21 protein-coding genes and 1 pseudogene are annotated in these 22,597 nt (G+C 39.8%); 12 read left to right on the top strand and 10 right to left on the bottom strand.

The annotated features are described in order from the left end of the window. Nucleotides 1–53: 53 nt before the first annotated feature. From fdhF to IQ19_RS12285, 3 genes are all read right to left on the bottom strand, one after another. The gene (gene fdhF, locus IQ19_RS28500) at nt 54–2,132 is read right to left on the bottom strand and encodes a formate dehydrogenase subunit alpha (protein WP_144542690.1); all 2,079 of its coding nucleotides are present in this window, start codon (nt 2,130–2,132) and stop codon (nt 54–56) included. Nucleotides 2,133–2,327: 195 nt separating this feature from the next. Then, on the bottom strand, nt 2,328–4,487 hold the full coding sequence (locus IQ19_RS12290) for a PAS domain S-box protein (protein ID WP_144542689.1): 2,160 nt from the start codon (nt 4,485–4,487) through the stop codon (nt 2,328–2,330). 137 nt (nt 4,488–4,624) lie between these two features. After that, nucleotides 4,625–5,470 (bottom strand): DUF1206 domain-containing protein, encoded by an 846-nt coding sequence (locus IQ19_RS12285; RefSeq protein ID WP_242020980.1) that lies wholly within the window; start codon nt 5,468–5,470, stop codon nt 4,625–4,627. Nucleotides 5,471–5,675: 205 nt separating this feature from the next. Here IQ19_RS12285 and yhfH point away from each other — a divergent pair, with 205 nt between their 5' ends. Together yhfH and pepF are read left to right on the top strand one after the other, a co-directional pair. Beyond that, nucleotides 5,676–5,810 (top strand): protein YhfH, encoded by a 135-nt coding sequence (yhfH, locus tag IQ19_RS12280; RefSeq protein ID WP_110066586.1) that lies wholly within the window; start codon nt 5,676–5,678, stop codon nt 5,808–5,810. Between the two features lie 580 nt (nt 5,811–6,390). Further along, nucleotides 6,391–8,205, top strand: a complete 1,815-nt coding sequence (gene pepF, locus IQ19_RS12275; protein WP_144542688.1) for an oligoendopeptidase F — start codon at nt 6,391–6,393, stop codon at nt 8,203–8,205. Between the two features lie 809 nt (nt 8,206–9,014). Here the strand turns inward: pepF and IQ19_RS12270 are convergent. Continuing rightward, a pseudogene (locus IQ19_RS12270) lies at nt 9,015–10,284 on the bottom strand (erythromycin esterase family protein). A 147-nt stretch (nt 10,285–10,431) separates the two neighbouring features. Here IQ19_RS12270 and IQ19_RS12265 point away from each other — a divergent pair. Both IQ19_RS12265 and IQ19_RS12260 read left to right on the top strand, forming a co-directional pair. Next, a complete protein-coding gene (locus tag IQ19_RS12265) occupies nt 10,432–10,620 on the top strand; it encodes a hypothetical protein (protein WP_144542836.1) in 189 nt (62 codons plus the stop codon). A gap of 36 nt (nt 10,621–10,656) precedes the next feature. Then, nucleotides 10,657–10,899, top strand: coding sequence for a transcriptional regulator SplA domain-containing protein (locus tag IQ19_RS12260; RefSeq protein ID WP_144542687.1), 243 nt, complete (start codon nt 10,657–10,659; stop codon nt 10,897–10,899). A 280-nt stretch (nt 10,900–11,179) separates the two neighbouring features. On the opposite strand, the gene IQ19_RS12255 is transcribed toward IQ19_RS12260, so the two are convergent. Further along, entirely contained in the window at nt 11,180–11,362 is a 183-nt protein-coding gene (locus tag IQ19_RS12255) for a cold-inducible protein YdjO-related protein (RefSeq protein WP_144542835.1), read from the bottom strand. A gap of 105 nt (nt 11,363–11,467) precedes the next feature. Between IQ19_RS12255 and IQ19_RS12250 the strand changes: the two genes are divergently transcribed. After that, the gene (locus tag IQ19_RS12250; protein ID WP_199749469.1) at nt 11,468–11,611 is read left to right on the top strand and encodes a hypothetical protein; all 144 of its coding nucleotides are present in this window, start codon (nt 11,468–11,470) and stop codon (nt 11,609–11,611) included. Between the two features lie 27 nt (nt 11,612–11,638). On the opposite strand, the gene IQ19_RS12245 is transcribed toward IQ19_RS12250, so the two are convergent. Then, nucleotides 11,639–12,382, bottom strand: coding sequence for a YqjF family protein (locus IQ19_RS12245; protein ID WP_144542685.1), 744 nt, complete (start codon nt 12,380–12,382; stop codon nt 11,639–11,641). A gap of 131 nt (nt 12,383–12,513) precedes the next feature. Here IQ19_RS12245 and IQ19_RS12240 point away from each other — a divergent pair, with 131 nt between their 5' ends. The 4 genes from IQ19_RS12240 to IQ19_RS28485 all read left to right on the top strand — a co-directional run bounded on the left by IQ19_RS12240 (nt 12,514) and on the right by IQ19_RS28485 (nt 14,693). Further along, nucleotides 12,514–13,593, top strand: coding sequence for a sulfite oxidase (locus IQ19_RS12240; RefSeq protein ID WP_144542834.1), 1,080 nt, complete (start codon nt 12,514–12,516; stop codon nt 13,591–13,593). Nucleotides 13,594–13,674: 81 nt separating this feature from the next. After that, nucleotides 13,675–13,881, top strand: coding sequence for a hypothetical protein (locus tag IQ19_RS28495; protein ID WP_242020977.1), 207 nt, complete (start codon nt 13,675–13,677; stop codon nt 13,879–13,881). A 21-nt stretch (nt 13,882–13,902) separates the two neighbouring features. Beyond that, nucleotides 13,903–14,448, top strand: a complete 546-nt coding sequence (locus IQ19_RS28490) for a hypothetical protein (RefSeq protein ID WP_242020976.1) — start codon at nt 13,903–13,905, stop codon at nt 14,446–14,448. A gap of 56 nt (nt 14,449–14,504) precedes the next feature. Beyond that, entirely contained in the window at nt 14,505–14,693 is a 189-nt protein-coding gene (locus IQ19_RS28485; RefSeq protein WP_242020975.1) for a hypothetical protein, read from the top strand. 36 nt (nt 14,694–14,729) lie between these two features. Here IQ19_RS28485 and IQ19_RS28085 read toward each other — a convergent pair whose 3' ends face one another. From IQ19_RS28085 to IQ19_RS12225, 3 genes are all read right to left on the bottom strand, one after another. Further along, a complete protein-coding gene (locus tag IQ19_RS28085; RefSeq protein ID WP_199749457.1) occupies nt 14,730–14,891 on the bottom strand; it encodes a hypothetical protein in 162 nt (53 codons plus the stop codon). A gap of 25 nt (nt 14,892–14,916) precedes the next feature. Next, nucleotides 14,917–15,126, bottom strand: a complete 210-nt coding sequence (locus IQ19_RS12230) for a YozQ family protein (RefSeq protein ID WP_144542684.1) — start codon at nt 15,124–15,126, stop codon at nt 14,917–14,919. A 185-nt stretch (nt 15,127–15,311) separates the two neighbouring features. After that, nucleotides 15,312–15,407, bottom strand: coding sequence for a YjcZ family sporulation protein (locus IQ19_RS12225; protein ID WP_144542833.1), 96 nt, complete (start codon nt 15,405–15,407; stop codon nt 15,312–15,314). A gap of 515 nt (nt 15,408–15,922) precedes the next feature. Between IQ19_RS12225 and IQ19_RS12220 the strand changes: the two genes are divergently transcribed. After that, nucleotides 15,923–17,140 carry a NupC/NupG family nucleoside CNT transporter gene (locus tag IQ19_RS12220; RefSeq protein WP_144542683.1) on the top strand — a complete coding sequence of 406 codons (1,218 nt, stop codon included), beginning with the start codon at nt 15,923–15,925 and terminating at the stop codon, nt 17,138–17,140. Between the two features lie 67 nt (nt 17,141–17,207). Here IQ19_RS12220 and IQ19_RS12215 read toward each other — a convergent pair whose 3' ends face one another. After that, complete coding sequence (locus IQ19_RS12215; protein WP_144542682.1) at nt 17,208–19,145, bottom strand: endonuclease MutS2; 1,938 nt, start codon at nt 19,143–19,145, stop codon at nt 17,208–17,210. Between the two features lie 567 nt (nt 19,146–19,712). Between IQ19_RS12215 and IQ19_RS12210 the strand changes: the two genes are divergently transcribed. Beyond that, nucleotides 19,713–21,197, top strand: coding sequence for an aldehyde dehydrogenase family protein (locus IQ19_RS12210; RefSeq protein ID WP_144542681.1), 1,485 nt, complete (start codon nt 19,713–19,715; stop codon nt 21,195–21,197). A gap of 492 nt (nt 21,198–21,689) precedes the next feature. Next, nucleotides 21,690–22,289 (top strand): SCO family protein, encoded by a 600-nt coding sequence (locus IQ19_RS12205; RefSeq protein ID WP_144542680.1) that lies wholly within the window; start codon nt 21,690–21,692, stop codon nt 22,287–22,289. Nucleotides 22,290–22,597: the final 308 nt, after the last annotated feature.

The following is a 22,597-nucleotide window of genomic DNA, read 5'->3' as shown; positions in this document are numbered from 1 at the left end:
CCCAAAAGAAAAGAGCTATTTTCAAAATAGCCCATTGTTAATTGCAATTTTTATTAGTTAGTTTTTTGTTTATCTGCAGGAACTATATTTACTGCGCAAGCTTTGAACTCGGCGGTACCGGAAATAGGATCGTATTCATTAATTGTAAGGACATTGGTTAGTACCTCGTGCCAGTGGAAGCTCATGAAAACAAGTCCTGGAACAACTTGTTCTGTTACTTTCACTTTAACCTCAAGTGACCCTCTCCTAGAAGATACCTTTACTGTATCTCCATTGACAATACCAAGCGCAGATGCATCTTCCGGGTGCATATCCAACGTTTCTTCAGGCTGTTTTATTTTTACTCCTTCAGCATAAAAGCGGGTTTGGGTATGAGTATTATAGGTCTCATACCTTCTGCCTGTTGTTAATGTAAAAGGGTAGTCATTATCCGGCAATTCAATTGGCGGTGTATAGCTTACCGGCACAAAAGGCGATTTTCTGGAATCAGCCCGGTTTTGGTCGTGAAGATGCTGATGCAATACAAGTGTGCCTGGGTGGTTTTCATCTGGGCAAGGATAATGGATAGCATACTCATTATCCAGCCTACTGTATGAAATGCCCCCGTACATTTCCTTTGCGAGCCTTCTGACCTCATCCCAAATCTCCTCACTATTTTGATAAAACATTGGATAATCCATTTTAGCGGAAAGCTCACAAAGGATTTCCCAGTCTTCCTTCACCTGAGGGTGTGATTCTACTGCTATCCTCGCTCTTTGAATTCTTCTGTCTGTATTCGTATAAGTTCCGTCCGATTCTCCCCAGGATCTTGCAGGAAGTACAACATCAGCAAGCTTCGCCGTCTCAGTAAGAAAGATATCCTGCACAACTAACAAGTCCAGTTGATTGAATAAAGTACGGGTGTGGTTTAAATTTACATCTGCCAGTAAAGGATTTTCTCCTATAATATAGAGACCCTTTATTTCACCGTTTTCCATCTTTTCAAATGTCCGTGTCTGAGTGCTTCCTACATGGGGATTTAATGAAACTCCCCATTCTTTCTCAAATCTCCTCCGGTATGTTTCATCAGTAAGGCTCCTGGACCCTGGAAGTAAATTAGGAAGGCATCCCATGTCTCCAGCACCCTGAACATTATTTTGTCCTCTTAGCGGCATGATACCATTGCCTCTCTTGCCGATATGGCCGGTTAAAAGAGCCAAATTGGCGATATCGAAAACATTGTTTACTCCACAATGATGCTCAGTTATTCCTAAGGTATATGCAATCATGCTATTGCTGGCACTTGCATACTCCCTCGCTGTTTCAATTATCTCTTCTGGTTTCAAACCGGTAATTTCAGCAGCTTTCTCTGGCGTATATTGGCTAACCTGCTGTTTCAATAAATCGAAATCGATGGTATTGGCTTTAATAAATTCATCGTCATATAGCCCTTCTTTAATGATGGTATTTATTAATGAATTGATGAGCGCTATATCCGATCCGATATTTATTTGTAGATGACGGTGAGCAAATTTCACCATATCAATTTTTCTTGGATCAGCCACAATGATTTTAAGCCCGTTTTTCACAGCCTTTTTCATGCGGTTGGCAATGATAGGATGTGCTTCAGTTGTATTGGAGCCCATAAGCAGCAGAACCTCTGCCTGATCGAAATCGTCTAACGTGTTTGTAGGGAAACCGCTTCCAAAAACAGTCGCCAGACCGGCGACGGATGGAGCATGTCAGGTTCGGTTGCAGCCATCGATATTGTTGCTGCCAATAACGGCTCTCATAAATTTTTGGGTAATATAGTTGGACTCGTTTGTGGAACGGGCACATGCAAACATGGAAATGGCGTCAGGTCCCCAATCGAATTTTATCTTAGTGAGCTTTTTCGCGATTACAGTTAATGCTTCCTCCCATGTTGATTCGACAAGCTGTCCTGCCCTGCGGATTAACGGAGATGTTAAACGGTCTTTTGAATGGACGTACTTATAGGCAAAAGCTCCTTTTACACAGGTTTGTCCTTTGTTTACGGGTGCGTCTTTATCTCCCCTGATTTTAGTAATCTGATTATCCTTTACTTCAACCAAAAGTCCGCATCCGGTACCGCAATATCCGCATACGGTTTTAACGGGCTTCGCTGTCTCCATAAAATTACCCCCTTTTCGGTTTTTCCAATTAGCCCTACATTCATAATTCGCAGTCACTAGATTTGGATCGACTATTCAGCATCCGTGAAACGACCTTCTATTTTTATTCTAAATGCTGCCGTTAATAAATAGACCAAATAATTAAGAATTTTTAGTGAATTTTAATCAAAAAAAAGCCAACCCCAGTGGGATTGGCTACGCAGATTTTGCAGGCAATAGAATATTAAATGTAGTTCCTTTGTTTAATTCACTTTCAATATAAACCTTGCCGTTGTGGCTTTCAATGATTTTAAAGCTAACCATTAGCCCGAGGCCATTTCCATTTTTCTTTGTTGTATAAAAAGGTTCACCAATATTTTTCAGCTTTTCTTCAGGAATCCCTACTCCTGTATCTTGAATGGCTATTTGAACTTGGTTGTTTATAATGCTTGCACGGACTGTAATATCTCCTCCGTCCGGCATTGCTTCGATTCCATTTTTTACAAAGTTCAGGAATACCTGTTTCAGACGATTTTCATCACATTCGATTTGAATGATGTCCTTTTCATATTCAAAATGAATTTTCACCTTTCTTTTACGTGCATCAAATTCTACTAATGAAAGAACATTTTTAATAACAGGAATGATATTCTTTTCTTTCAGCTCCACGGCCTTCGGCTTGGCCAGAACCATAAAGTCCTCAACGATATTATTCACTCGTTCAATTTCATCCAGGATGATATTTAAGAACTCTTGTCGCTCTTCATTTGTTTCATCCAGCTGAAGGAATTCTGTATATCCTTTCATGGATGTCAAAGGATTGCGTATTTCGTGTGCAACACCGGCTGCCAGCTGTCCAACTGCGGCAAGCTTATCCTGGCGGTGGAGCACTTCCTCCGTTTTCTTGCGTTCCGTAATATCATTTCGGATCGCAAGGTATTGATAAGGCTTTCCCTTATCATTTAAAAACGGAACGATTGTAGTATGAACCCAGTAATAAGTGCCGTCTTTTGCTTTATTCCGAATTTCGCCTTTCCACACATCACCCTGGCCAATTGTTTTCCATAGGTCCTTGAAAAATTCCCTGGAATGAAATCCGGAATTTAAGATAGAGTGATTTTGGCCGATCAACTCTTCTCTGCTGTATTTGGAGATCTCACAGAACTTGTCATTTACATTTGTAATGAGGCCTTTTTCATCTGTAAAGGCAATAATGGATGATTGATCAAGTGCAAACTTTATATCATTGACTTCCTTTAATGAGTCTTTGAGGTTTGCTTCAGCAGATTTTAAAGCGGAAATATCAGTCCGGATGGAAACATATTGATAAGGTTTATTCTTTTTATTAAGAAACGGAACAATTGTAGTCTCCACCCAGTAGTAGCTTCCGTCCTTTGCTTTATTCCGAATTTCCCCCCGCCATATTTTCCCCGAACCAATTGTTTTCCAAAGTTCACGGAAAAATTCAGGTGGATGGTACCCGGAATTTAAGATATTGTGATTCTTTCCTAACAGTTCTTTTTCTTCGTATTTCGAGATTTCAACAAATTTATCATTTACATAAGTGATGATTCCTTTAGGATCTGTAATGGCCACAATAGATGATTCATCAAGTGCAGCCTGAATATCTCTTAAATGAGAGTCGCTGGCATCCAAACGCTTGCTGATTAATGTACTGGAAGCAATAAGGCCACTCAGGATAAGAATGGCTGCAAAAAACACAAGGTATATAAGAAAGGTTTCAGGCGCCGCTCCTTCTTTGTCTATTCCGCCATTTGAATAAAAAGAAGACGAGCGTATAAGAAGAAAATATCCTTCAACGATTGCTCCAGTAATGATAAGTGCACTTAATGGTTTTATCCAGACATGCTTGGAATACGCAAGATTTTTTGAGTAAAAAAGCATCCAAAGTGAAAAGAAAAATGAGACGAATATCAGCAATGTTGATATGAAAAAAACAACAGGATCGAATTGGACATTCATACCCATGGCATACATCCCTGTAACATGGATGGAAAGAACTGCCATTGTTAAATAGAAGCTTCCCGTCACAAGGTAGCTTGTTTTTGGCTGTCGGTCAATCACGGTATTAAAGGCCATGCCTGTAAATGAAATGCCAAAAACGACGGATAATACCGTAAGCGGAATATTATAATTGCCTGACGCGTTGATATTGATTGCGACCATTCCAATAAAATTCATGATCCAAATGCCGATACCCAGCGAAAAAGTACCGCCCAGAAACAAAAATCTTTGATTTTTGTCAGAGGATTTAATTAAAGTAAAAAGATCCAATGCTGTATAAGAAGCCATAATGGTTAAAATAACGGCTATAAATATTAATATAGGATTAAAAGATACAACAATTTCAGTCATTACGGGCTATCAGCCTCCTCATCCTAAACAGTTTCAAATTTGATTGTAATGGAAACTTTACAGCCATGGAAGAGGTAAAAGGAAAATTAAATAAAGAATTGTTTAACTCAGATTATTCGCTCCCTGCCTATTTTGCCCTAATTTAGTTTAATCTTTCTGTATCGTCCTTTCAAAATCAGGTATACTCCATACAGAAATAGGCCAAAGGCTACAACTCCAAGCAAAACCTGCCCGAATGGCTGGGCTGAAATCTTGGCAAGTGCTCCATCCATTCCAATTGTATTATCCGGATCAGATGTAATGGCTGTCAGTATAACAAAGTACCCAATAATAAACATTACGACTGCTCTGGCTGTAAGGCCTATTTTGCCTGCTTTGACAGCAATCCCGATTTCTTTTTTACTCATCTTCCATTCTCGGAATTCCGCCTTATACTTTCCACTATATGCATTATATATTTCATAAAATCCATACCCGATAATAATTATGCCTGCAATGCCGGCAAGCCAGTGTCCAAAAGGCTGCTGAAGAAGTTTTGCAGAAAGGGTCTTCTCATTGCTGCTGCCGCTGGCTGCATGAATGGCTATCGCGAACGCCTCGTAGGATATGCTGGCATAAATGATGCCGCTTAAAAGGTAGGATATTTTTGCAGCGATGCCTTTTATTCCAAATCCTTTCTTTTCAGGATCGTTAATAATTAAAATAATTCTCCAAAGAACATAGCCAGATAAACTGAAGGCTACGCCCCATAAGAGTGCCTCACCAAATGGCACAGTGGCAACTGACTGCATAGCTCCTCCAGTATCTGTTTTGCTCCCTCCTGCCCCTGCTGCAGCCATCATAGCCAATATCCCGACGATCATATATACAAAGCCTCTGGCCATATAGCCAAGGCGTGCGAACCTTCTTATCCAGGGAATCGTTTCCGTACCCATTTTATCTATATGGTTCCTGTTTTTTTGCTGGCTCTGCTGTATATCCACCAGTAACCCCCCTCACTACTATCTGATACCTTTGTATACCCATTGTCCTATATTGAAAAAACCATCAGCATTTTCCTTTTTTGCAAGTTAAAAAAATTTTAAAAAAATTTAGGCAAAGGACTACACATTTGAAAAAAAACAGTATATACTGTACTACAACAGAAGATAATAAAATAAACTGTATTATAAAAAGGAGGAAAAAATCATGATTAAAAGTCCAGTTGAATTTTTCAGAAACCTTCCTAAAAAGGTATGTCCGGAGTGCGGGCAAACAGTCAAGGAACAGGCTGAATCTTATTTAATGGAATGTGACCGCTGCCTTTCAAAGAAAATGGAATAGTGTACAAGAAACGGAAGGATTGGGGTCCTTCCGTTTTTTTTATGGTCTGTGTGTGCCCTGTTTTTTAAGCCATTTTTGGGGACCATGTTTTTCTTTCTCAGGAAAAGTATTGTCCTGATAAATGCTCTATGAAATCCATATCCCTCTCTATAAGAAGAGAATCGTCGTCATGAACGGTCTATGACACCAAAGTTCCTCTCTCTTTGAAGTGAATCGTCGCCATGAACGTTCTATGACGCCCAAATTCCTCTCTCTGAGAAGAGAATCGTCGTCATGAACGGTCTATGACGCCCAAGTTCCTCTCTCTGAGAAGAGAATCGCCGTCATGAACGGTCTATGACGCCCATGTTCCTCTCTCTTTGAAAAAAAATCAGCGTCATGGCCGCTCACCTATTCCTTATTTGATGAAAAACCCACATACACACATCTTCCCCATTTTAATATCCTCTTCCATCTGTTGTATTACAGAAAAAAATTTGCATTTATTAAATGTTAGAAAAATATATAAAATTATAAATTCTTCCTGTATAATTGTCTGATAATCTCATTATTTAGAGAGTCGAAATAGGAGGGAAACCATATGGTTCAAGCAGTTGTGACAAGATTAAAACGCTTCGAGGTACCTGAAGATCTTACGTGGAATGTAGAGGACTTATTTGCCACTGGGGAAGGTTGGCAAAAAGAAATGGAGAGCATTGAAGAGGACCTTTCTATTTTTAAACAGTTTAAAGGCAAGCTTCATGAAGGGCCGCAAGTTTTCATTAACTGTCTTTCCGCTCAGGAGAAACTTTCAGTCCGCCTTGTCCAGGCGGGTACATACGCTATGCTGCGCCAATCGGAAGATGGAACAAACCCTGTTAATCAAGCGAATTCATCCAAGCTTGCTTCCCTGAGAGCTAAAGCTGCATCTGCTCTTTCTTTTATTGAATCTGAGATTTTAGCCTTGCCGAATGGTACGGTTGAAAAATACATAGAAGAAGAAATTGAACTTGTGGCTTATAAAAACCAGCTTACTGATTTGATGAAAACAAAGGAGCACAGGCTATCTCCGGAAACAGAGGAAGCCATTGCGGCATTAGGGGAAGTTCTAGGAGCTCCATATAATGTTTATCAGGCTGGAAAACTGGCTGACATGCCCTTTTCTTCTTTTCATGACAGTGAAGGCAATGAGCTTCCAAACTCTTTTGCCCTATATGAGGATCGCTACGAGTTTTCACCTGACATAACCATTCGCAGAAATGCGTATTCTTCCTTTACTGATTCACTGGAAAACTATAATAACACCTTTGCTTCCGCTTATTCTGCTGAAGTCAAAAAGCAAGTCACTTTTTCCAAATTAAGAAAATACAACTCTGTTACACAGATGCTGTTGGATTCACAGCAGGTAACAGAGGAAATGTACCATAATCAGCTTGATATAATCCAAAAAGAGCTTGCTCCCCATATGCGCAGATTTGCACAGCTGAAGAAAAAGGTTTTAGGGTTGGATAAAATGCTATTTTGTGATTTAAAGGCTCCTTTAGATTCCGAATTCAATCCTGTAACTACATATGAAGATGCATCGAAGGTTATTTTGGAAGCTCTTAAGGTGATGGGGCCGGAGTATTTAGAAATAATGGAAAAAGGGTTGACTGAACGCTGGGTGGATCTTGCGGATAATGTAGGGAAATCGACAGGCGCCTTTTGTTCAAGCCCTTATGGTTCGCACCCATTTATCTTGATTACATGGACGGATACGATGCGCGGCGCTTTTGTTCTAGCGCACGAGCTTGGACATGCGGGTCACTTTTATCTGGCGAATAAATATCAGCGCATTATGAATACGCGCCCTTCCACCTACTTTGTAGAAGCACCATCCACGCTTAATGAATTGCTTTTGGGACAGCATTTAATGGATGGAACTGACGATAAAAGAATGAAGCGTTGGATAATCCTCCAGCTTCTTGGAACCTACTACCACAATTTTGTTACTCACCTTCTAGAAGGTGAATATCAACGCAGAGTTTATAACTTGGCAGAACAAGGTGTGCCTTTGACTGCAAAAACACTATCAGATCAAAAATATGACACACTTAGCGCGTTCTGGGGTGATTCGGTTGAACTTGATGAAAAAGCAGCTTTAACCTGGATGAGACAGCCGCATTACTATATGGGACTGTATCCATACACCTATTCCGCAGGATTAACGGCCTCTACAGCGATGGCACAAAGCATCAAAGAAGAAGGTCAGCCTGCTGTTGACCGCTGGCTAAATGTCCTGAAAGCGGGCGGAACTAAAAAACCGCTTGAACTATTAAAGAGTGCAGGCATCGATATGTCCAAGCCGGATGCTATCCGCAAAGCTGTGAGCTATGTAGGTGCTTTAGTCGATGAATTGGAAAACAGCTATGAATAAAAGAAAAACCCCTCCGATTCGGAGGGGTTTTTCGGTTAACATCTTAGGGGACCCAACCATGCACATCAGCTTTTTTGAACCCATTTTCGAGAACTGATAATCTGGCAGCTGATGGAGTGTTTGTTCCGTGTAATTAGTTCATTCTTACTGAACCATCTTTTTCTGGAAAAACACTTTTGTGAGACTCATTTTTTTGCTGAAAACAAATTCCTTGTAGAAAGGTTTGGTCAAGTCAAATTTAACTTTAGAATAACAGGTTTTTGAGTACAAGAAGGAAATCTTCTGGCAATGGATAAGAGAAATCGTCACTATCTTCCCTGAATAGAGTCTATTCTCTTACATGGATACACTTATTAAGTTCCCAGCCCTCCATCCTCGAAAGGCCTTTAGTTTAAATGATCCTGTTCTGTGTAAGCCCTATTCCATTTGGAGCATTAGACAGAAGTTTTTCATTTAATCTGGTGGAAATAATTTATGGATCCTTTTTTATGCTTAGCTCTGTTTAGCTGCGTGTTGATTTTCGCTCCAATCAACAGTGAGTTTTAACTAATTCTTTTGCTTAAATCATCCTGTTAACTAAAGTTATTTACCTCCCTAGTTTGTTTTTCTGCTGTAAAGGATTTTTTAGCTTTCGTTCACTGACAGCCGGAACGAACACTATATGGCTGAGTCTCCTAAGATGTTAAGGAGTTTTTGTATTTCCTTTACATCTATATTATACCACCCTCATTCACTGCCATACAGGTTCAGTGGTGTCTGTTTTGTGAACGTTTTCACAGATAACTTTGGATATAAGAAAGCTGAATAAATTATGTGATTTGGGCTGGTAATGAAATAGGCTTTAGCGCCCTCGTCTTCTCGATATAAATAAACCCATCATACCGGCGGGAAATCTGTGTAGGTACGTAATTCGCATACTGCTCATATTCTGGATTGTATACTACTCCAATAGCCCGGTGGCCGATGAATTCACCAAAAAGGTCCCGGTTTTTATCTGTAAATAACAATATTTTATTGCCGTCCCCAGCTTTTTGGAGGGCATCCTCCCAGCTTCCCGGTTGTGCTGGCGGCACTTTCATTACTTGGATATCATCGCCTCACTTTTCCGCGGCTACAACCGTCCCGGAGTGTGTTCCAAATCCAAGTGCAAAAACCTGGTCTTCTCCGTATTTTTCACGGAGGATTTGTCCTACGTTGACAAGGCCTTCTTCTTGCATATCCGTTGCTCTTGCATCGCCAATATGGGTATTATGTTCCCAAACAATCAGCTTAGTGTCTTGGCTGTAATGTTTGGAAATTTCCTCCATAGCACTTACCATATGGTGGTCTCTTATATTCCAATCATCTGGACCGCCTTTTACCATGGCGCGGTAATAGTTTTCGGCATTTACCGTAACAAGGCTATTTATCGAAAGGTTTAGGGAGGTTTCTTCTTGATCCCTTGCTGTATCCCATTTGTTTTTAATTTTAAGAAGAAGTTCAGCAACTTCCTTTTCACAGCCTTCACCATAAAAAGCCGCAGACACGGCATAGTTTTCTGGGGTCCGATGGAATGGCTCAAAAGCATGCAAATGCTTTTTTCGCCGCCTCCAATTCAGTTGACCCGTTCTTTTCAAGCAGTTTAATGATTTCCTCCATTGATTCCCACAAGCTGTACACATCAATACCATAAAAACCGGCCTTTTGGCTTCTCCTATCAGTACATTGATTAAAGTCATGGAGCCACTCAGTGAGGTGCCTGATTTCTTCGTTAGCCCACATCCAAGTAGGCCATCTGTTAAAATCTTGCAGGGCCTCATGGGAACTCATTTGCTCATAACCCTTAACATACCGGTTAACGTTGAAACATGAAGGCCAGTCCCCTTCCACTGCAATACAATTAAAACCTTTTTGTTCGATCAGCTTTTTGGATAGCTCAGTTCTGACAGTATAAAATTCAGATGTCCCATGAGAAGCCTCACCTAATAAAACAAATTTTGCATCACCGATAGAATCAATAATTCGGTCCAGATCAGATGATGTATTGTATGAATAGGCTTCATTCTGAATTGCTTTAATCAGTTCTCTAGTTTTATCCACTATTTTGGCACCTCTGCTTTGATCAGAATTCTTAAAATTAATTTACCCATTAAATCAAGGATTAATATGGTTGCATATTGCATCGGCGGTGAGAGAAAACTTAAAAGACAGCCCAATGAATATCAGGGTCCAAAAGGAGTTTTAATGATGAATACAAAAGATGAAAAGTATTTAACACAGGCGCCAAAAGAGGAAGTGGTAACAGTTGAAACGGATGGAAGATTTCCAAATTTGAAAAATGCTGTTGGGGATTCAGTTGATGGACATGAACAGCAGGAAAAGGCAAATGCTATTATTGGTGCCAAGGAAATTGGACAGCAAAACGAAAACCTGTAAATTATAGTCCAGTCTATACGGTAGGAGTGAATTAGGATGGAAACAATCGATCCAAAGAATGTAAAAGCAGGAGATGAGGTTTTTGTCATTTATCACAACCCTCACACTCCAAGCGTGGCAAACGTGCGTCCTGCCGAAATTGTGCCTCATCCCAAAGATCCTAACGCAGTTGCCCTGTTTCTTAATGAATCATTCCATTTAATCGAAGAGGATGATGCGTTGTTTACGTCTGAAAAAGATGCAGAACAAGCCTTTCAAGAATTGTACAGCGACATTTAGTACTAATAAGAAAGACTGTTATCATTCTGACAACAGTCTTTTTCCAGTTAGGCTATATGAAGGCTTATTGTTGATGTTTGCACTCTGTTAATTGGAGCGGAAGGCGGGAGCACCTTAATATTGCTATCGCATTTTCTTCGTGCGATGTTTATTCACGGATGCCTATTTCCATATCCTGCGGTAAAATCGTACCCGAGGAGGCTCCCTGACCGCCTGCGGTTCACTGCCCTTGAGCGTAAATCAACAGACAGGTTTAATAATAGAGCTTTCGGTTAAAGAACTATTGAATTTGCGGCAATTCCCTCATCTCAACTGTTGTTTCATCACCGCATAATGGACATTTTAAATCTGAAGAGGCAAAATCTTTTCTCATCCATCCATTGCAGCTATTGCATGAATATACCTCTGTGTCCATGAGTACTACTTCCGGCTTGTCGTCTTGTCCTTTTTTATTGAAAAAAATAGGAAACGCCCCCTTTTTTTCTTAGTATGGACAATAAAGTCATTTTTTATAGAAAAACTTTCATTTATGGATGAAATTACAATTACAATGATAGGAGGAAAGAATGTGAGTAGCCCAAATCAGAAGAAGAATCTCACTATTGCCGGGACAGATATTGATGAAGTAAAAAGGCTGAATAGCCAATCGGGGCTTTCTTATAATGAAGTAAAGAGATTGCTCGCGGAAAATTTAATTAACAAAAATAAGTAATCTAAAACGGGTTACTTATTCTTTAGTTTAAGTAACCCGTTTTAATGGCCAGAAAAAAGCATGTTTTTGCGGGGAGTAATGTAAAATGGGTTGCCCTTGAAAGTATTCTCGTGGCAAAAAAGATGCCATTGAATTATGCTGAATATGACAAGATGCCTCGTGGAGCTGCCACTTCGTATGGTGGATATCGCCCCGGAAGACCCTGTTCCCTTTTGTAACCCAAAGGCAATAACGTTCAGTCAGCCATGCATCAAATGTACCTGGTTCCGAATTATAGGGATTGGATGAAGCCTTATAGGAAGCAAAAAAATGACCTCTATCCGAATTGCCGCTTTTTCGCCTGCTTTCATAAATTACCTTTCCTTCTGAGTGTGTAACATTCATTTCCGCATCCATATAAGGAAGAAAATACAGCATTCTAGCTCCGGTTACGGCTAAAGGATTGTTTGCATCCAGACTGAAAAAATAAACCCCTTTCCTTCCCTCGTATTCTACATAAGTTCTTACATTCAGTTCATTCATTGAATTCATAAAAGGCATTGGCGGAAAACCGCGGACCCGCATTTTGCTGATCCAAAAAGGCACAATTCCGATCCAGGCTGTTCCGTTATACGTGTCTAATTTCAGCTGGGGAGGGATATGTTTTTCCATCACTTCTGCTGGTACAGGCCAATGTAAAAATAGGATATCATTCCATATTTGTTCCATTATCCATGGTAAATTTGGCATTGGAAAGGGTCTGTGGCCTGTTATCTTGATTTCTTTCTTCATTACTGGTTCCGCCTTTCAGCATGTTTACTTACGATTATTCCTCAAATTGACTTTTGTAAACTTAAAGTGGCCTAAAGGCAATGAATCTCGCATTTTAATAAGGTTCTAACTTGACCTATCCCATTATATTTATGAATAGAGGTGATGGGCTATTGAAAAAAGATTTTATCATTCCCTATTTAAAAACATTAAGTCTTGATCCGGAAAACCAGGAGTCTCCCATTCATTTTCTGGACAGATGGAAAACGCCAAAAGACTATTTCTATTTACGAAACCACTTTGCCTATCCACAAATCATTCCTCAGCCGTTCTATTTGACCATTCAAGGAAATGTGAAAAAACCAGTAAAAATAACAATGAATGATCTACACCACCTCCCTTCCAAAACAATCATGTTACCATTGGAATGCGCTGGCAATAATCGGGCGAAATTTAAGCCGAAGGTATATGGAGAGCAATGGGAGGAAGGAGCTGTCAGCCAGGCGAAATGGAAAGGTGTCCCCCTAAGGGAACTTTTAAATCGGGCGGGTCTTTTGGATGGAAGTAAAGAAGCTGTATTTGTGGGAATGGATTTTGGCGAACGAAAAGACTTGGAGGAAACTTTTTACTATGGCAGAAGCCTTCCTATTGAGAAAGCACTTCACGAAAATACTATTGTTGCCTATGAATATAACGGAAAGCCAATACCTTATAAGCACGGGTTTCCTTTTCGGCTAATTGTTCCACAATGGTATGCGATGGCTTCGGTTAAATGGCTGCAGAATATTTTTATTATCAAGCATGAATTTAATGGCCCCTTTCAAACAAAAGACTATGTTTATTATCCATATAAAGACAGCGACAAGGATAAAAGGCCGGTGACTACGATTAATGTCAACAGTACAATCCAGCAGCCAATGAATAATTCCATAATTGAGGAAGGACCACAAATGATTAAGGGGATCGCCTGGTGCGGTACAGGGACTATAAAAGAAGTCGAAATTAGTTTTGATTATGGCATTAGCTGGAGAAAAGCTTCTCTTAAATGGAAGGAAAGCGAGAAATACGCATGGGTAAAATGGCAGTTTGAATGGCAGGCTGTTAAGGGAGAACATACTATTCTCGTTCGAGCTCATGATACGGAAGGCCATGTACAGCCTTTAAGGCCTTTTTGGAATAGAAAAGGATATGGGTATAATGCTGTTCAAAAAGCAAATATTAAAGTAGAATAATTTATTTGAATATTCGATTTTTAAAGGGTTTTCCCTTTTTTTACGGAATTATGAGCATAAGAACGATTCAGGAGGGTTTACATGCTCGAAGTTGAATCTATTAATGGTACATCCTTGGAGGAAACACACCTTCTTCCATCCTACCGATCTGATCTGCGTGAATTCACTGAAAAGCAATTTAATAAATTCGTTAAATTGAACACAGTAAATGATTGGTCTCAGCTAACATGGAAAGATGTAGGTAAGCCATATGCAGTCACTTCATATGCCAAAGAAAAGTTAAATTGAGAAAAAGAGCATGATGATGCATTGCCTGCACACACATCATGGACGATGTTCAATAAATCGTTCCATGAATGGTTTATAAAAGATGTGCCTGCCGAGATGGAAAAATCAAAAAAAGAATTCTTCCATTCCCTTTCGCGGTTTAAGCCTTTGGGGGCCAAACAGGCACTTGGGGTTGCCCTAAGAATAAGGTTATGGAACTATGTACACCGTATTCAGGATGGCATTTGGGATCCACGCGGAAAAAGAGCTTTATTTGAAGGTCTGGATGTGCAGGCCCCACGGATTTTATTTTTAGGTGCTGCCGAGGGTTATGAAGCCATGCAGCTTTCTGCCATGTATCCGGGCGGGGAAATTGTCATGGTTGATTATGACCCCTTTTGTAAAGAACCCGCTTCGCAGAATTCCCTGATTCTTACCCTTTTCTTGGTGAAAGTGTCCGGACAGGGGGAAAACGGATATATTATAAACGGGATTTTAATATTGAATATCTTGTTCAAGATATTCGCACCCTCCCATTTGGGAAGGAATTTGATGTTGGCCTGCTCGAGCATTTTCCAGATGAATTAAAGCCTGAGGTCATTGAATGGCATCGCAAGTTTTTAAAGCCATCCGGTTATATCGTTATGACAACTCCACGATCACAACTTAGGTCAAAGATCTATTATGAAATCATGTCCGATGTGATGAATCATACTTACAGAGAACTGATGACAGTTGAGCAAATGGGATTATACATGTATGAGAATGGCCTGAATATCAAAAGACATGGCTATATTAAGGTCCACAATGGAATCATTACAAAGGCCAAATAAAAAAGAGGAGCCTGAAGCGGCTTCTCTTTCTTATATTTAATTTAGTTCATCTGATCTCTTGCCGCCTTCAGGTTCTCCAGGCGTCTGGTTGCCTGTTGTGGCCTGGTATCCTACCCGATAGGAGGAAGTCTTTTTTTGCTGCAGTGCTTTCGGCATTTTATATTGGCTCATATCATCTTGTGCTTCTTTTGGCGCCATTTATGAACCCTCTTTTCCTATTTTCTTATTCATCATAGCCCTTGCGGGGAATGGAGATATCCACTCCGACAACATCTTCGATTACTGTATCCACCTGGCCTTCCATATATGCGTCGCTTACTTGTTCATGTGTAGTTGCCAAACCTGATGAAAGCTGATCGTTGCGTGTATAATCTTCTGATTCATAATATCTTCCTGCTATGTTTGCACTGTCCTTCTTGTCCTTCTTATCCATGTAAGAAACCCTCCTTTCAAAATAAGAACTATCCTTATTTTGGACATAATGCCGATTACCATACTGCCGCATTTCATTTCTGCGTGTAGACAAATAAAAAATCTGCCCAAAACCTGGACAGATTTTTCTTTCCGCATATCTGTTTTCATGCGGATTTTTAACCTTTTGGTCCTCAAGAGTAATTTTTAGTAACTCCAAAAAGACGCACCAACGATAATTAAAAGAATAAACAGGACAACGATTAATGCAAAACCGCCGCCGTAACCTGAACCTGCGCCCATCATAACACCTCCTGACATCTAGTTACAGTCTATGAAAAAAAGGTTTGTCCCGAATGGGCATATATAAGCGCCTAGAATTTTTTATTGAAAAATTAATTGGAAAAATGCCGGAAGAATTAGGCTCCTGAATAAAGAATAGGAATTTAAAGCCAAACGTATCCGCTGTTTGCCAGGAAACCTAATCCTGAAAGGACAGCAATAAAGGTTGTGGCATCCAAAGTTTTTATTGGAGAACTTGTTTTCTCGGATATAACTCCCCATAAGGGAGTTAAAGCCCCATTTATTAATTGAGGATTATTAAGCTGAGTTAATGTGACAAAAATTTGAAGACTAAAAAACAAATTTAATTTAGTATAAAAAAACTCTTTACTGTAAACGGATTCATGTTAAAATGGACATGTAAACAAGTTAGATGTCTGACGTCTACTCACCTGCCTCTATATTAAGGGGTTTAAATTTTGACGTTTCATAAAAACGTTTTCATGAATCTAAATACAACAAAAGAGGTGTCCAACATGAGTTTTATCTGGGGTCTATTGGGGATTGCCACTGTATTGGGGATTGCCCTTCTTCTTTCATCAAACCGAAAGGCAATTAATTTAAGAACGATTCTTGGCGGGCTGGCCATCCAGTTTGGTTTCGCATTTGCAGTTCTTAAATGGGATTTAGGTAAAAAAGCTTTAGAAAAGCTGACTTTAGGTGTAAACAATATTGTCAATTATGCAAATGAAGGCATTAATTTCTTATTCGGAGGATTATTTCAGGAAGGTTCAGGTGTAGGCTTTGTATTTGCTTTCCAAGTACTGACTACTGTTATTTTCTTTTCTTCTCTTATTTCTGTGCTTTATTACACTGGAATCATGCAAATTATTATTAAGGTTATTGGTGGCGGTCTATCCAGGCTTCTTGGCACGAGCAAAGCAGAGTCCATGTCTGCAGCAGCCAATATTTTTGTTGGACAAACTGAAGCACCATTAATTGTCCGCCCTTTCTTAAATAAGATGACAAAATCTGAGCTTTTTGCTGTTATGACTGGCGGTTTAGCGTCAGTGGCCGGCTCGGTTCTAATTGGTTATTCATTGCTTGGTGTACCGCTTGAATACCTTCTTGCTGCCAGCTTTATGGCTGCTCCAGCCGGGCTAATAATGGCTAAGATCATGATACCCGAAACAGAAACGTCTGAGACCACTGATGAAATTACAATTGAAAAAGATACGGAATCTGTTAACGTTGTGGATGCAGCCGCGCGCGGTGCGAGTACCGGATTGCAGCTTGCTTTGAATATCGGGGCCATGCTTCTTGCCTTTATCGCTTTAGTTGCTCTTATTAATGGAATTATTGGTTTTGCAGGCGGAATCTTTGGATTTGAAAATCTTACGCTTGAAACCATTCTTGGCTTTATATTTGCACCTATCGCATTTGCCGTTGGTGTCCCTTGGGCAGAAGCTGTACAGGCTGGAGGATATATAGGCCAAAAGCTTGTCTTGAATGAGTTTGTTGCCTATTCTTCTTTTGCTCCGGAAATCAGCAGCCTGTCTCCTAAGACCGTTGCAGTAATAAGTTTTGCGCTTTGCGGTTTTGCCAACATTTCGTCCATGGCCATTCTTCTCGGCGGCCTCGGAAACCTGGCTCCCGATCGCAGAAGCGATATTGCGAAGCTTGGTGTTCGCGCTGTAATTGCTGGTGCTTTGGCATCTCTCTTAAGTGCTGCTATTGCAGGAATGTTACTTTAATTAATGAAAAGCATACCGGTTTTTCCGGTATGCTTTTTTTGTAGAGTATTAAAGTCCAAAACAGAAGCTAATTCTGCTCCTCGTTTTCTATGATTAATCCTTCAACATGTTTCCGGTTCAAAAGCTTACTCTTATTTCTGTTTTCCTTCGTTTCAAAAATAATGTCAAAATCATAATCTTCTGGGTATAATTCATCCGCGGATATATACAGTTTTAATCTTTTATGATTAATAATCACTCTTTCCCCTTTTATTTGCACAGAAAAATTCCCTCTCGCATCCGGCCCTTTTTGGATAATGCCAATCTCATTCTGTGGGCTTACCAGGACGTTATCTCCTTGTTTCAAAACTTGAATGGCCTGATCCAGCTTCTTTTCTCCTTTCGATCTTTTTATATGCCGGTTAACAATTATTTGCTTTTCTAATTCAATCTTTAATTTGTGTTCATTACTATAAGGGAGATAGGTCCTTTCTTCTTTATAAGTGATTTGGTGAGCTCTTTCTATGATTTTGGGATGCATCCCAAGTTTTAGTGCTATAGCAAAAGCCTGGCTTTCTCCTCCTTTTCCTATAATAAGTTTGTAAGTAGGCTTTAAGGTATTCAAATCGAATTCCATTGCTCCATTTAAAAAACCTTCATGGTCTTCGGCAAATCCTTTAATTTCACTATAATGTGTAGTAGCCATTATTGTTGGCCCTTTTTTGAACATTTGTTCCAGTATCGCTGTAGCAAGGCCCATTCCCTCAGCAGGATCTGTTCCAGAGCCAAGTTCATCCAGCAATACAAGTGTCCGGTCATTCGTTTCTTGTAAAATTTCAATTATGTTCTTAATCCTTGAACTAAAAGTACTTAAGTTATGTTCAATGCTTTGTCCATCCCCTATGTCTAAAAGAATTTGCTGGAATATGGCAATTGAGGAGCCCTTCTGAACAGGCAGCAGCATCCCTGATTGAGCCATTAAGGTAAGCAGTCCAACCGTTTTAATTGTTACCGTTTTTCCGCCGGTGTTAGGGCCTGTGATAACAAGTGCATGCTGGCCGTTGCTGCCTAACTCTAATGTTAGCGGCACTGCATTACTCTCCAGTAAAGGGTGTTTAGCGCAAATAAGTTTTATATGATAAGATTCATTTAGAACCGGCTTTTGTGCTTCGGTGGATCTTGCATACTTTGCTTTCGCAAACAATACATCATAATGGATCATAGTCTCAACGGCCACTTTAATCTCTTTTTCATTAGCCTCCACCAGGCCGGTTAAGAGAAGGAGAACTTGCTGGACCTCAGCTTCTTCTTCAGCTATCAGCCAGTTCAATTGTTCTTGAGAGGCCGCAATTTCCTCCGGCTCAATAAAGTAAGTGGAGCCAGAAGCTGATGTATCGAGAACAGAGCCTTTAATTTTATTTTTATATTCTTTTTTTACCGGAATCACATATCTGCCGCTGCGCTGGCTAATGACCATTTCCTGAAGATAATTTTTATACTTGCTGGACTTAATAAGCTGCTGGAGCTTTTCCTTCAGCCTTTCTTCCTGAAGCGATATTTGCTTCCTTACTTTTAGAAGATCCTTGCTTGCATAGTCGTCCACTTTTCCGTTTCTGATGCACCGGATAATTTCCTCCGCTAAAGAAGGCAATTCTTCAATCGATTGGACATAAGAAGCTACTCGTGGTGCCAGGACTTCTTTGTCTTTCATAAACCTGCGAATTTTCCTGCAGCAATCCAAAAAATCGTAAAGCTTCATTAGCTGTTCAGGCCTTAAAGCAATCCCCTTGTTAAAGTTGTTCAATACTGATTCAATTCCTTCCAGGCCATGAACGGGAATACTGGCACTCTTCTCCAGTATTTTAACCGCTTCTTCTGTTTCATCCAGCCAGGACTTAATTTGTTTGAGGTTTTCTGACGGAACCATCCCAAGCAATTTCTTTTTTCCTGCTTTTGATAAAGCAAATTGTGAAACCCTCTCTTTTATGATGTCATAATCCAATAGGGTAAAAGTATTTGTGTTCAATGTTTTTTCCTCCTAAATCTCCGTATTAAATTGGCTATACAAAAAAAGACCGCAATGAACAATGTTCATCACGGTCTGTTAGACAGAGAATTCTCTCTCAATAGGACATATATATTTAGACAAAATAAAAAGCTGTGTAAAAGAACACAGCTGCTATGCCAAAATATATTGCCACGCTATGCAGTGATATTGTTCTTAACTTTCATTCTGAAGGCATGCTTAAATAAACCATAAGCCGAGCAATTATTTGCTCGTATTGCCTTGGAATGACCGTATAAAATTAACGGATTAGTTAAGAACGACACCTAACATATAACATTCTCCTCTGCCAAATGGCACGAATTTCTTTTCCTTATTATCATATTCAGTCCATTAATATTTGTCAAACTATTTTTGATATTCAAGGGACGTTCAAAAAATGTCGAATATTATCAGAAAATTATTTTAATTCAGAGTTGATTTTATAGTTTTAATAGTGTTAACATACCTATGTAAACGTTACCATAAGTGTTCTTCTAAATTTTAACATCAAGAAATACATAAAATACTATTTTAAGGAGGAATTATATGAGTCAACTAACTGTAGGTTTAAAAGCAAAGGTAGAAAAGTTTTTAAGCGGAAAGAAAAAGTTATATATCAATGGTGAATTTGTAGAAAGCAAATCACAAAAAACTTTCGATACGTATAATCCGGCAACAGGTGAAGTACTTGCTGCTGTTTATGAAGCCGGTGCAGAAGATATAGATTTGGCTGTTAAGGCTGCACGCAAAGCTTTTGATGAAGGCAAATGGTCAAAAATGAGCGCTTCTAAGCGCAGCCGCCTGATGTATAAGCTTGCTGATTTAATGGAAGAAAACAGTGAAGAATTGGCGCAACTTGAAACTTTGGATAACGGTAAGCCTATCCGCGAAACAACTAATGCAGATATACCTCTTGCTATCGAGCATATGCGCTATTATGCTGGCTGGTCTACGAAAATTGTCGGCCAAACAATTCCTGTTAACGGACCTTTCTTCAACTATACTCGCCATGAAGCTGTTGGTGTAGTGGGACAAATTATCCCTTGGAACTTCCCTCTTCTTATGGCGATGTGGAAACTTGGAGCTGCCCTTGCAACTGGATGTACAGTGGTACTAAAACCAGCAGAGCAGACACCTTTATCTGCATTATACCTTGCAGAATTAATGGAAGAAGCAGGCTTCCCTCCAGGGGTTGTAAATATCGTTCCTGGCTTTGGCGAAACAGCTGGCCAGCCGCTTGTAGACCATCCTTTAGTAGATAAGATTGCTTTCACAGGTTCTACTGAAGTTGGAAAACTGATCATGTCCAATGCTTCCAAGACATTAAAGCGCGTTACGCTTGAGCTTGGCGGCAAGTCACCGAACATCATCCTGCCTGATGCTGATTTAACTAAAGCAATTCCGGGTGCGCTAAACGGGGTTATGTTCAATCAGGGCCAGGTTTGCTGTGCAGGTTCGCGCGTGTTCATTCAGAAAAAGCAGTTTGATAATGTTGTAGCTGACATGGCTTCACATGCGAAAAAGATTAAACAGGGTGCCGGAATTCATGCTGACACAGAAATTGGCCCGCTCGTTTCTGCAGAGCAGCAAAATCGTGTCCTAGGCTATATTGAAAAGGGCCTAAGCGAAGGTGCACAGCTTGTAGCAGGCGGTGACAAGCCACAAGAGCAAGGTTACTTCGTCTCCCCTACCATCTTTGCAGATGTTCGCGATGAAATGACAATCGCCAAGGAAGAAATCTTTGGACCGGTCATCTCTGCAATGCCATATGACGATTTAGATGAATTAATAAATCGTGCAAATAATAGTGAGTATGGATTGGCAGCTGGCGTTTGGACTCGCGATGTTGCAAATGCCCACTATGTAGCCAATAAGCTGCGTGCCGGAACAGTTTGGGTGAACTGCTACAATGCGTTTGATGCAGCTTCTCCATTCGGCGGATATAAGCAGTCCGGCATCGGCCGTGAAATGGGATCATATGCTCTTGACAACTATACAGAAGTGAAGAGTGTTTGGATTTCAATGAAGTAAATTCGATTATATAATACAGAAAAGGAACCTTGCGGGGTTCCTTTTTTCAATCCCTTCCATTCTATTTACTGTGTAAAAGTTCTTTTATTGCTTGAATATAAAAATGAGACCTACTGTTTTTAGTGTAAACATTTTTAATACATTATAAATCCCCTGTGATCATACAAATTATCTTTTTAGCACGGTGTTGATTGTAGTGGAAGGCGCGAGATCCTCGAAAATGCATTCGCATTTCCTTCGTGTGTTTATTCGGGGATGCTTAATCAACGTCCAGTGGGAGGAGCGTGTCAAAGGGAGACCCCGCAGGCGACAGATACGTCCAGGAGGCTCCCGGACCGCCCGCTGTTCGCTGAGTGCCTGCAACGGAAATCAACACACAAGTCAAAAGGGTCACCCTTTTTTATAAGATTTTCCCCCTATTTAAATATGTTCACATATTATCCATAGGATTTTCATGCGATATTATTTATCTTTATATTGGGAGGGAAAATAATGAAAAAGGTTTATATTATAAGCACGCTCATTGTAATCATAGGCATTGCTGCCGGCATTTCTTTCTTTATCATACGTGACATGACCGCAAAGATTCCGGATAATATTACACTAGTAACTGCTAATGACGAGGTATATGATTTTGCTGAGTCTGAAAAAAAACTGAAGCTCGTCGAATTTATTTATACGCATTGCCCGGATATCTGCCCTACAACAACACAAAGAATGAATATGCTCAAAAAGGACCTTGAAGAAGAAGGCGCATATGGGGATAAAGTACAATTTGTGACGGTGACCATTGACCCCTACAGGGATACAACAGAGGTACTCAGAAAATATATGAATACTTTTGACATTGAAAATGACGGTAATTGGATTTTGCTCACAGCAGATCCGGATAACTTAAAGCAGGATCAATATGAAATCCAGGAGCTGGCTAACACGTTCCAATTCCAGTACCGCGATCCTGGCGATGGATTTTATGTTCACAGCACTTTTGTTTATTTATTGGATGAGAATAATAAATTTATAAAGAAATTCCCCATGGGCGAAGAGTTTGATAAAAATGATGTTTTTAAGAAAATTATGAAGGAAATTTAAGTTCGTATATTGGAGTTATAACTTTATTAATATCTATGAATTAAAAAATGGCGGATGCATGATCCGCCATTTTTTTTACCTAATTCGTGGAAGAAGATAAATTTTTGTTTTGGTTGATGAGTATTAAAGTTTTTGATCTTGGCTTGGAAAAGCTTACTTTAATACCGGATTGCTTTAATCGGTTAACTAAATCAACGAGCTGCTTTTTAGCCATTAAAAAAACTCCTTTTTCCTGCCTGTATGGTTATATTGTACATGAAATTTATGAAAAAACTATGAACAAATAGGAACATTTTATAACTATTTTT

Source organism: Cytobacillus oceanisediminis (genome assembly GCF_007830235.1).
Lineage (GTDB): Bacteria > Bacillota > Bacilli > Bacillales > Cytobacillaceae > Cytobacillus > Cytobacillus oceanisediminis.
Note: the sequence above shows the minus strand (reverse complement) of the source record. Positions and strands in the feature narration are given on the sequence as shown.

Excerpts from the sequence above, each read along its gene's own strand:
- IQ19_RS12290 (WP_144542689.1), bottom strand. The coding sequence starts at position 4,487 with ATGACTGAAATTGTTGTATCTTTTAATCCTATATTAATATTTATAGCC.
- yhfH (WP_110066586.1), top strand. The coding sequence starts at position 5,676 with ATGATTAAAAGTCCAGTTGAATTTTTCAGAAACCTTCCTAAAAAGGTA.
- pepF (WP_144542688.1), top strand. The coding sequence starts at position 6,391 with ATGGTTCAAGCAGTTGTGACAAGATTAAAACGCTTCGAGGTACCTGAA.
- IQ19_RS12265 (WP_144542836.1), top strand. The coding sequence starts at position 10,432 with ATGAATACAAAAGATGAAAAGTATTTAACACAGGCGCCAAAAGAGGAA.
- IQ19_RS12260 (WP_144542687.1), top strand. The coding sequence starts at position 10,657 with ATGGAAACAATCGATCCAAAGAATGTAAAAGCAGGAGATGAGGTTTTT.
- IQ19_RS12245 (WP_144542685.1), bottom strand. The coding sequence starts at position 12,382 with ATGAAGAAAGAAATCAAGATAACAGGCCACAGACCCTTTCCAATGCCA.
- IQ19_RS12240 (WP_144542834.1), top strand. The coding sequence starts at position 12,514 with ATGAATAGAGGTGATGGGCTATTGAAAAAAGATTTTATCATTCCCTAT.
- IQ19_RS28495 (WP_242020977.1), top strand. The coding sequence starts at position 13,675 with ATGCTCGAAGTTGAATCTATTAATGGTACATCCTTGGAGGAAACACAC.
- IQ19_RS28485 (WP_242020975.1), top strand. The coding sequence starts at position 14,505 with ATGACAACTCCACGATCACAACTTAGGTCAAAGATCTATTATGAAATC.
- IQ19_RS28085 (WP_199749457.1), bottom strand. The coding sequence starts at position 14,891 with ATGGCGCCAAAAGAAGCACAAGATGATATGAGCCAATATAAAATGCCG.
- IQ19_RS12230 (WP_144542684.1), bottom strand. The coding sequence starts at position 15,126 with ATGGATAAGAAGGACAAGAAGGACAGTGCAAACATAGCAGGAAGATAT.
- IQ19_RS12225 (WP_144542833.1), bottom strand. The coding sequence starts at position 15,407 with ATGGGCGCAGGTTCAGGTTACGGCGGCGGTTTTGCATTAATCGTTGTC.
- IQ19_RS12220 (WP_144542683.1), top strand. The coding sequence starts at position 15,923 with ATGAGTTTTATCTGGGGTCTATTGGGGATTGCCACTGTATTGGGGATT.
- IQ19_RS12210 (WP_144542681.1), top strand. The coding sequence starts at position 19,713 with ATGAGTCAACTAACTGTAGGTTTAAAAGCAAAGGTAGAAAAGTTTTTA.
- IQ19_RS12205 (WP_144542680.1), top strand. The coding sequence starts at position 21,690 with ATGAAAAAGGTTTATATTATAAGCACGCTCATTGTAATCATAGGCATT.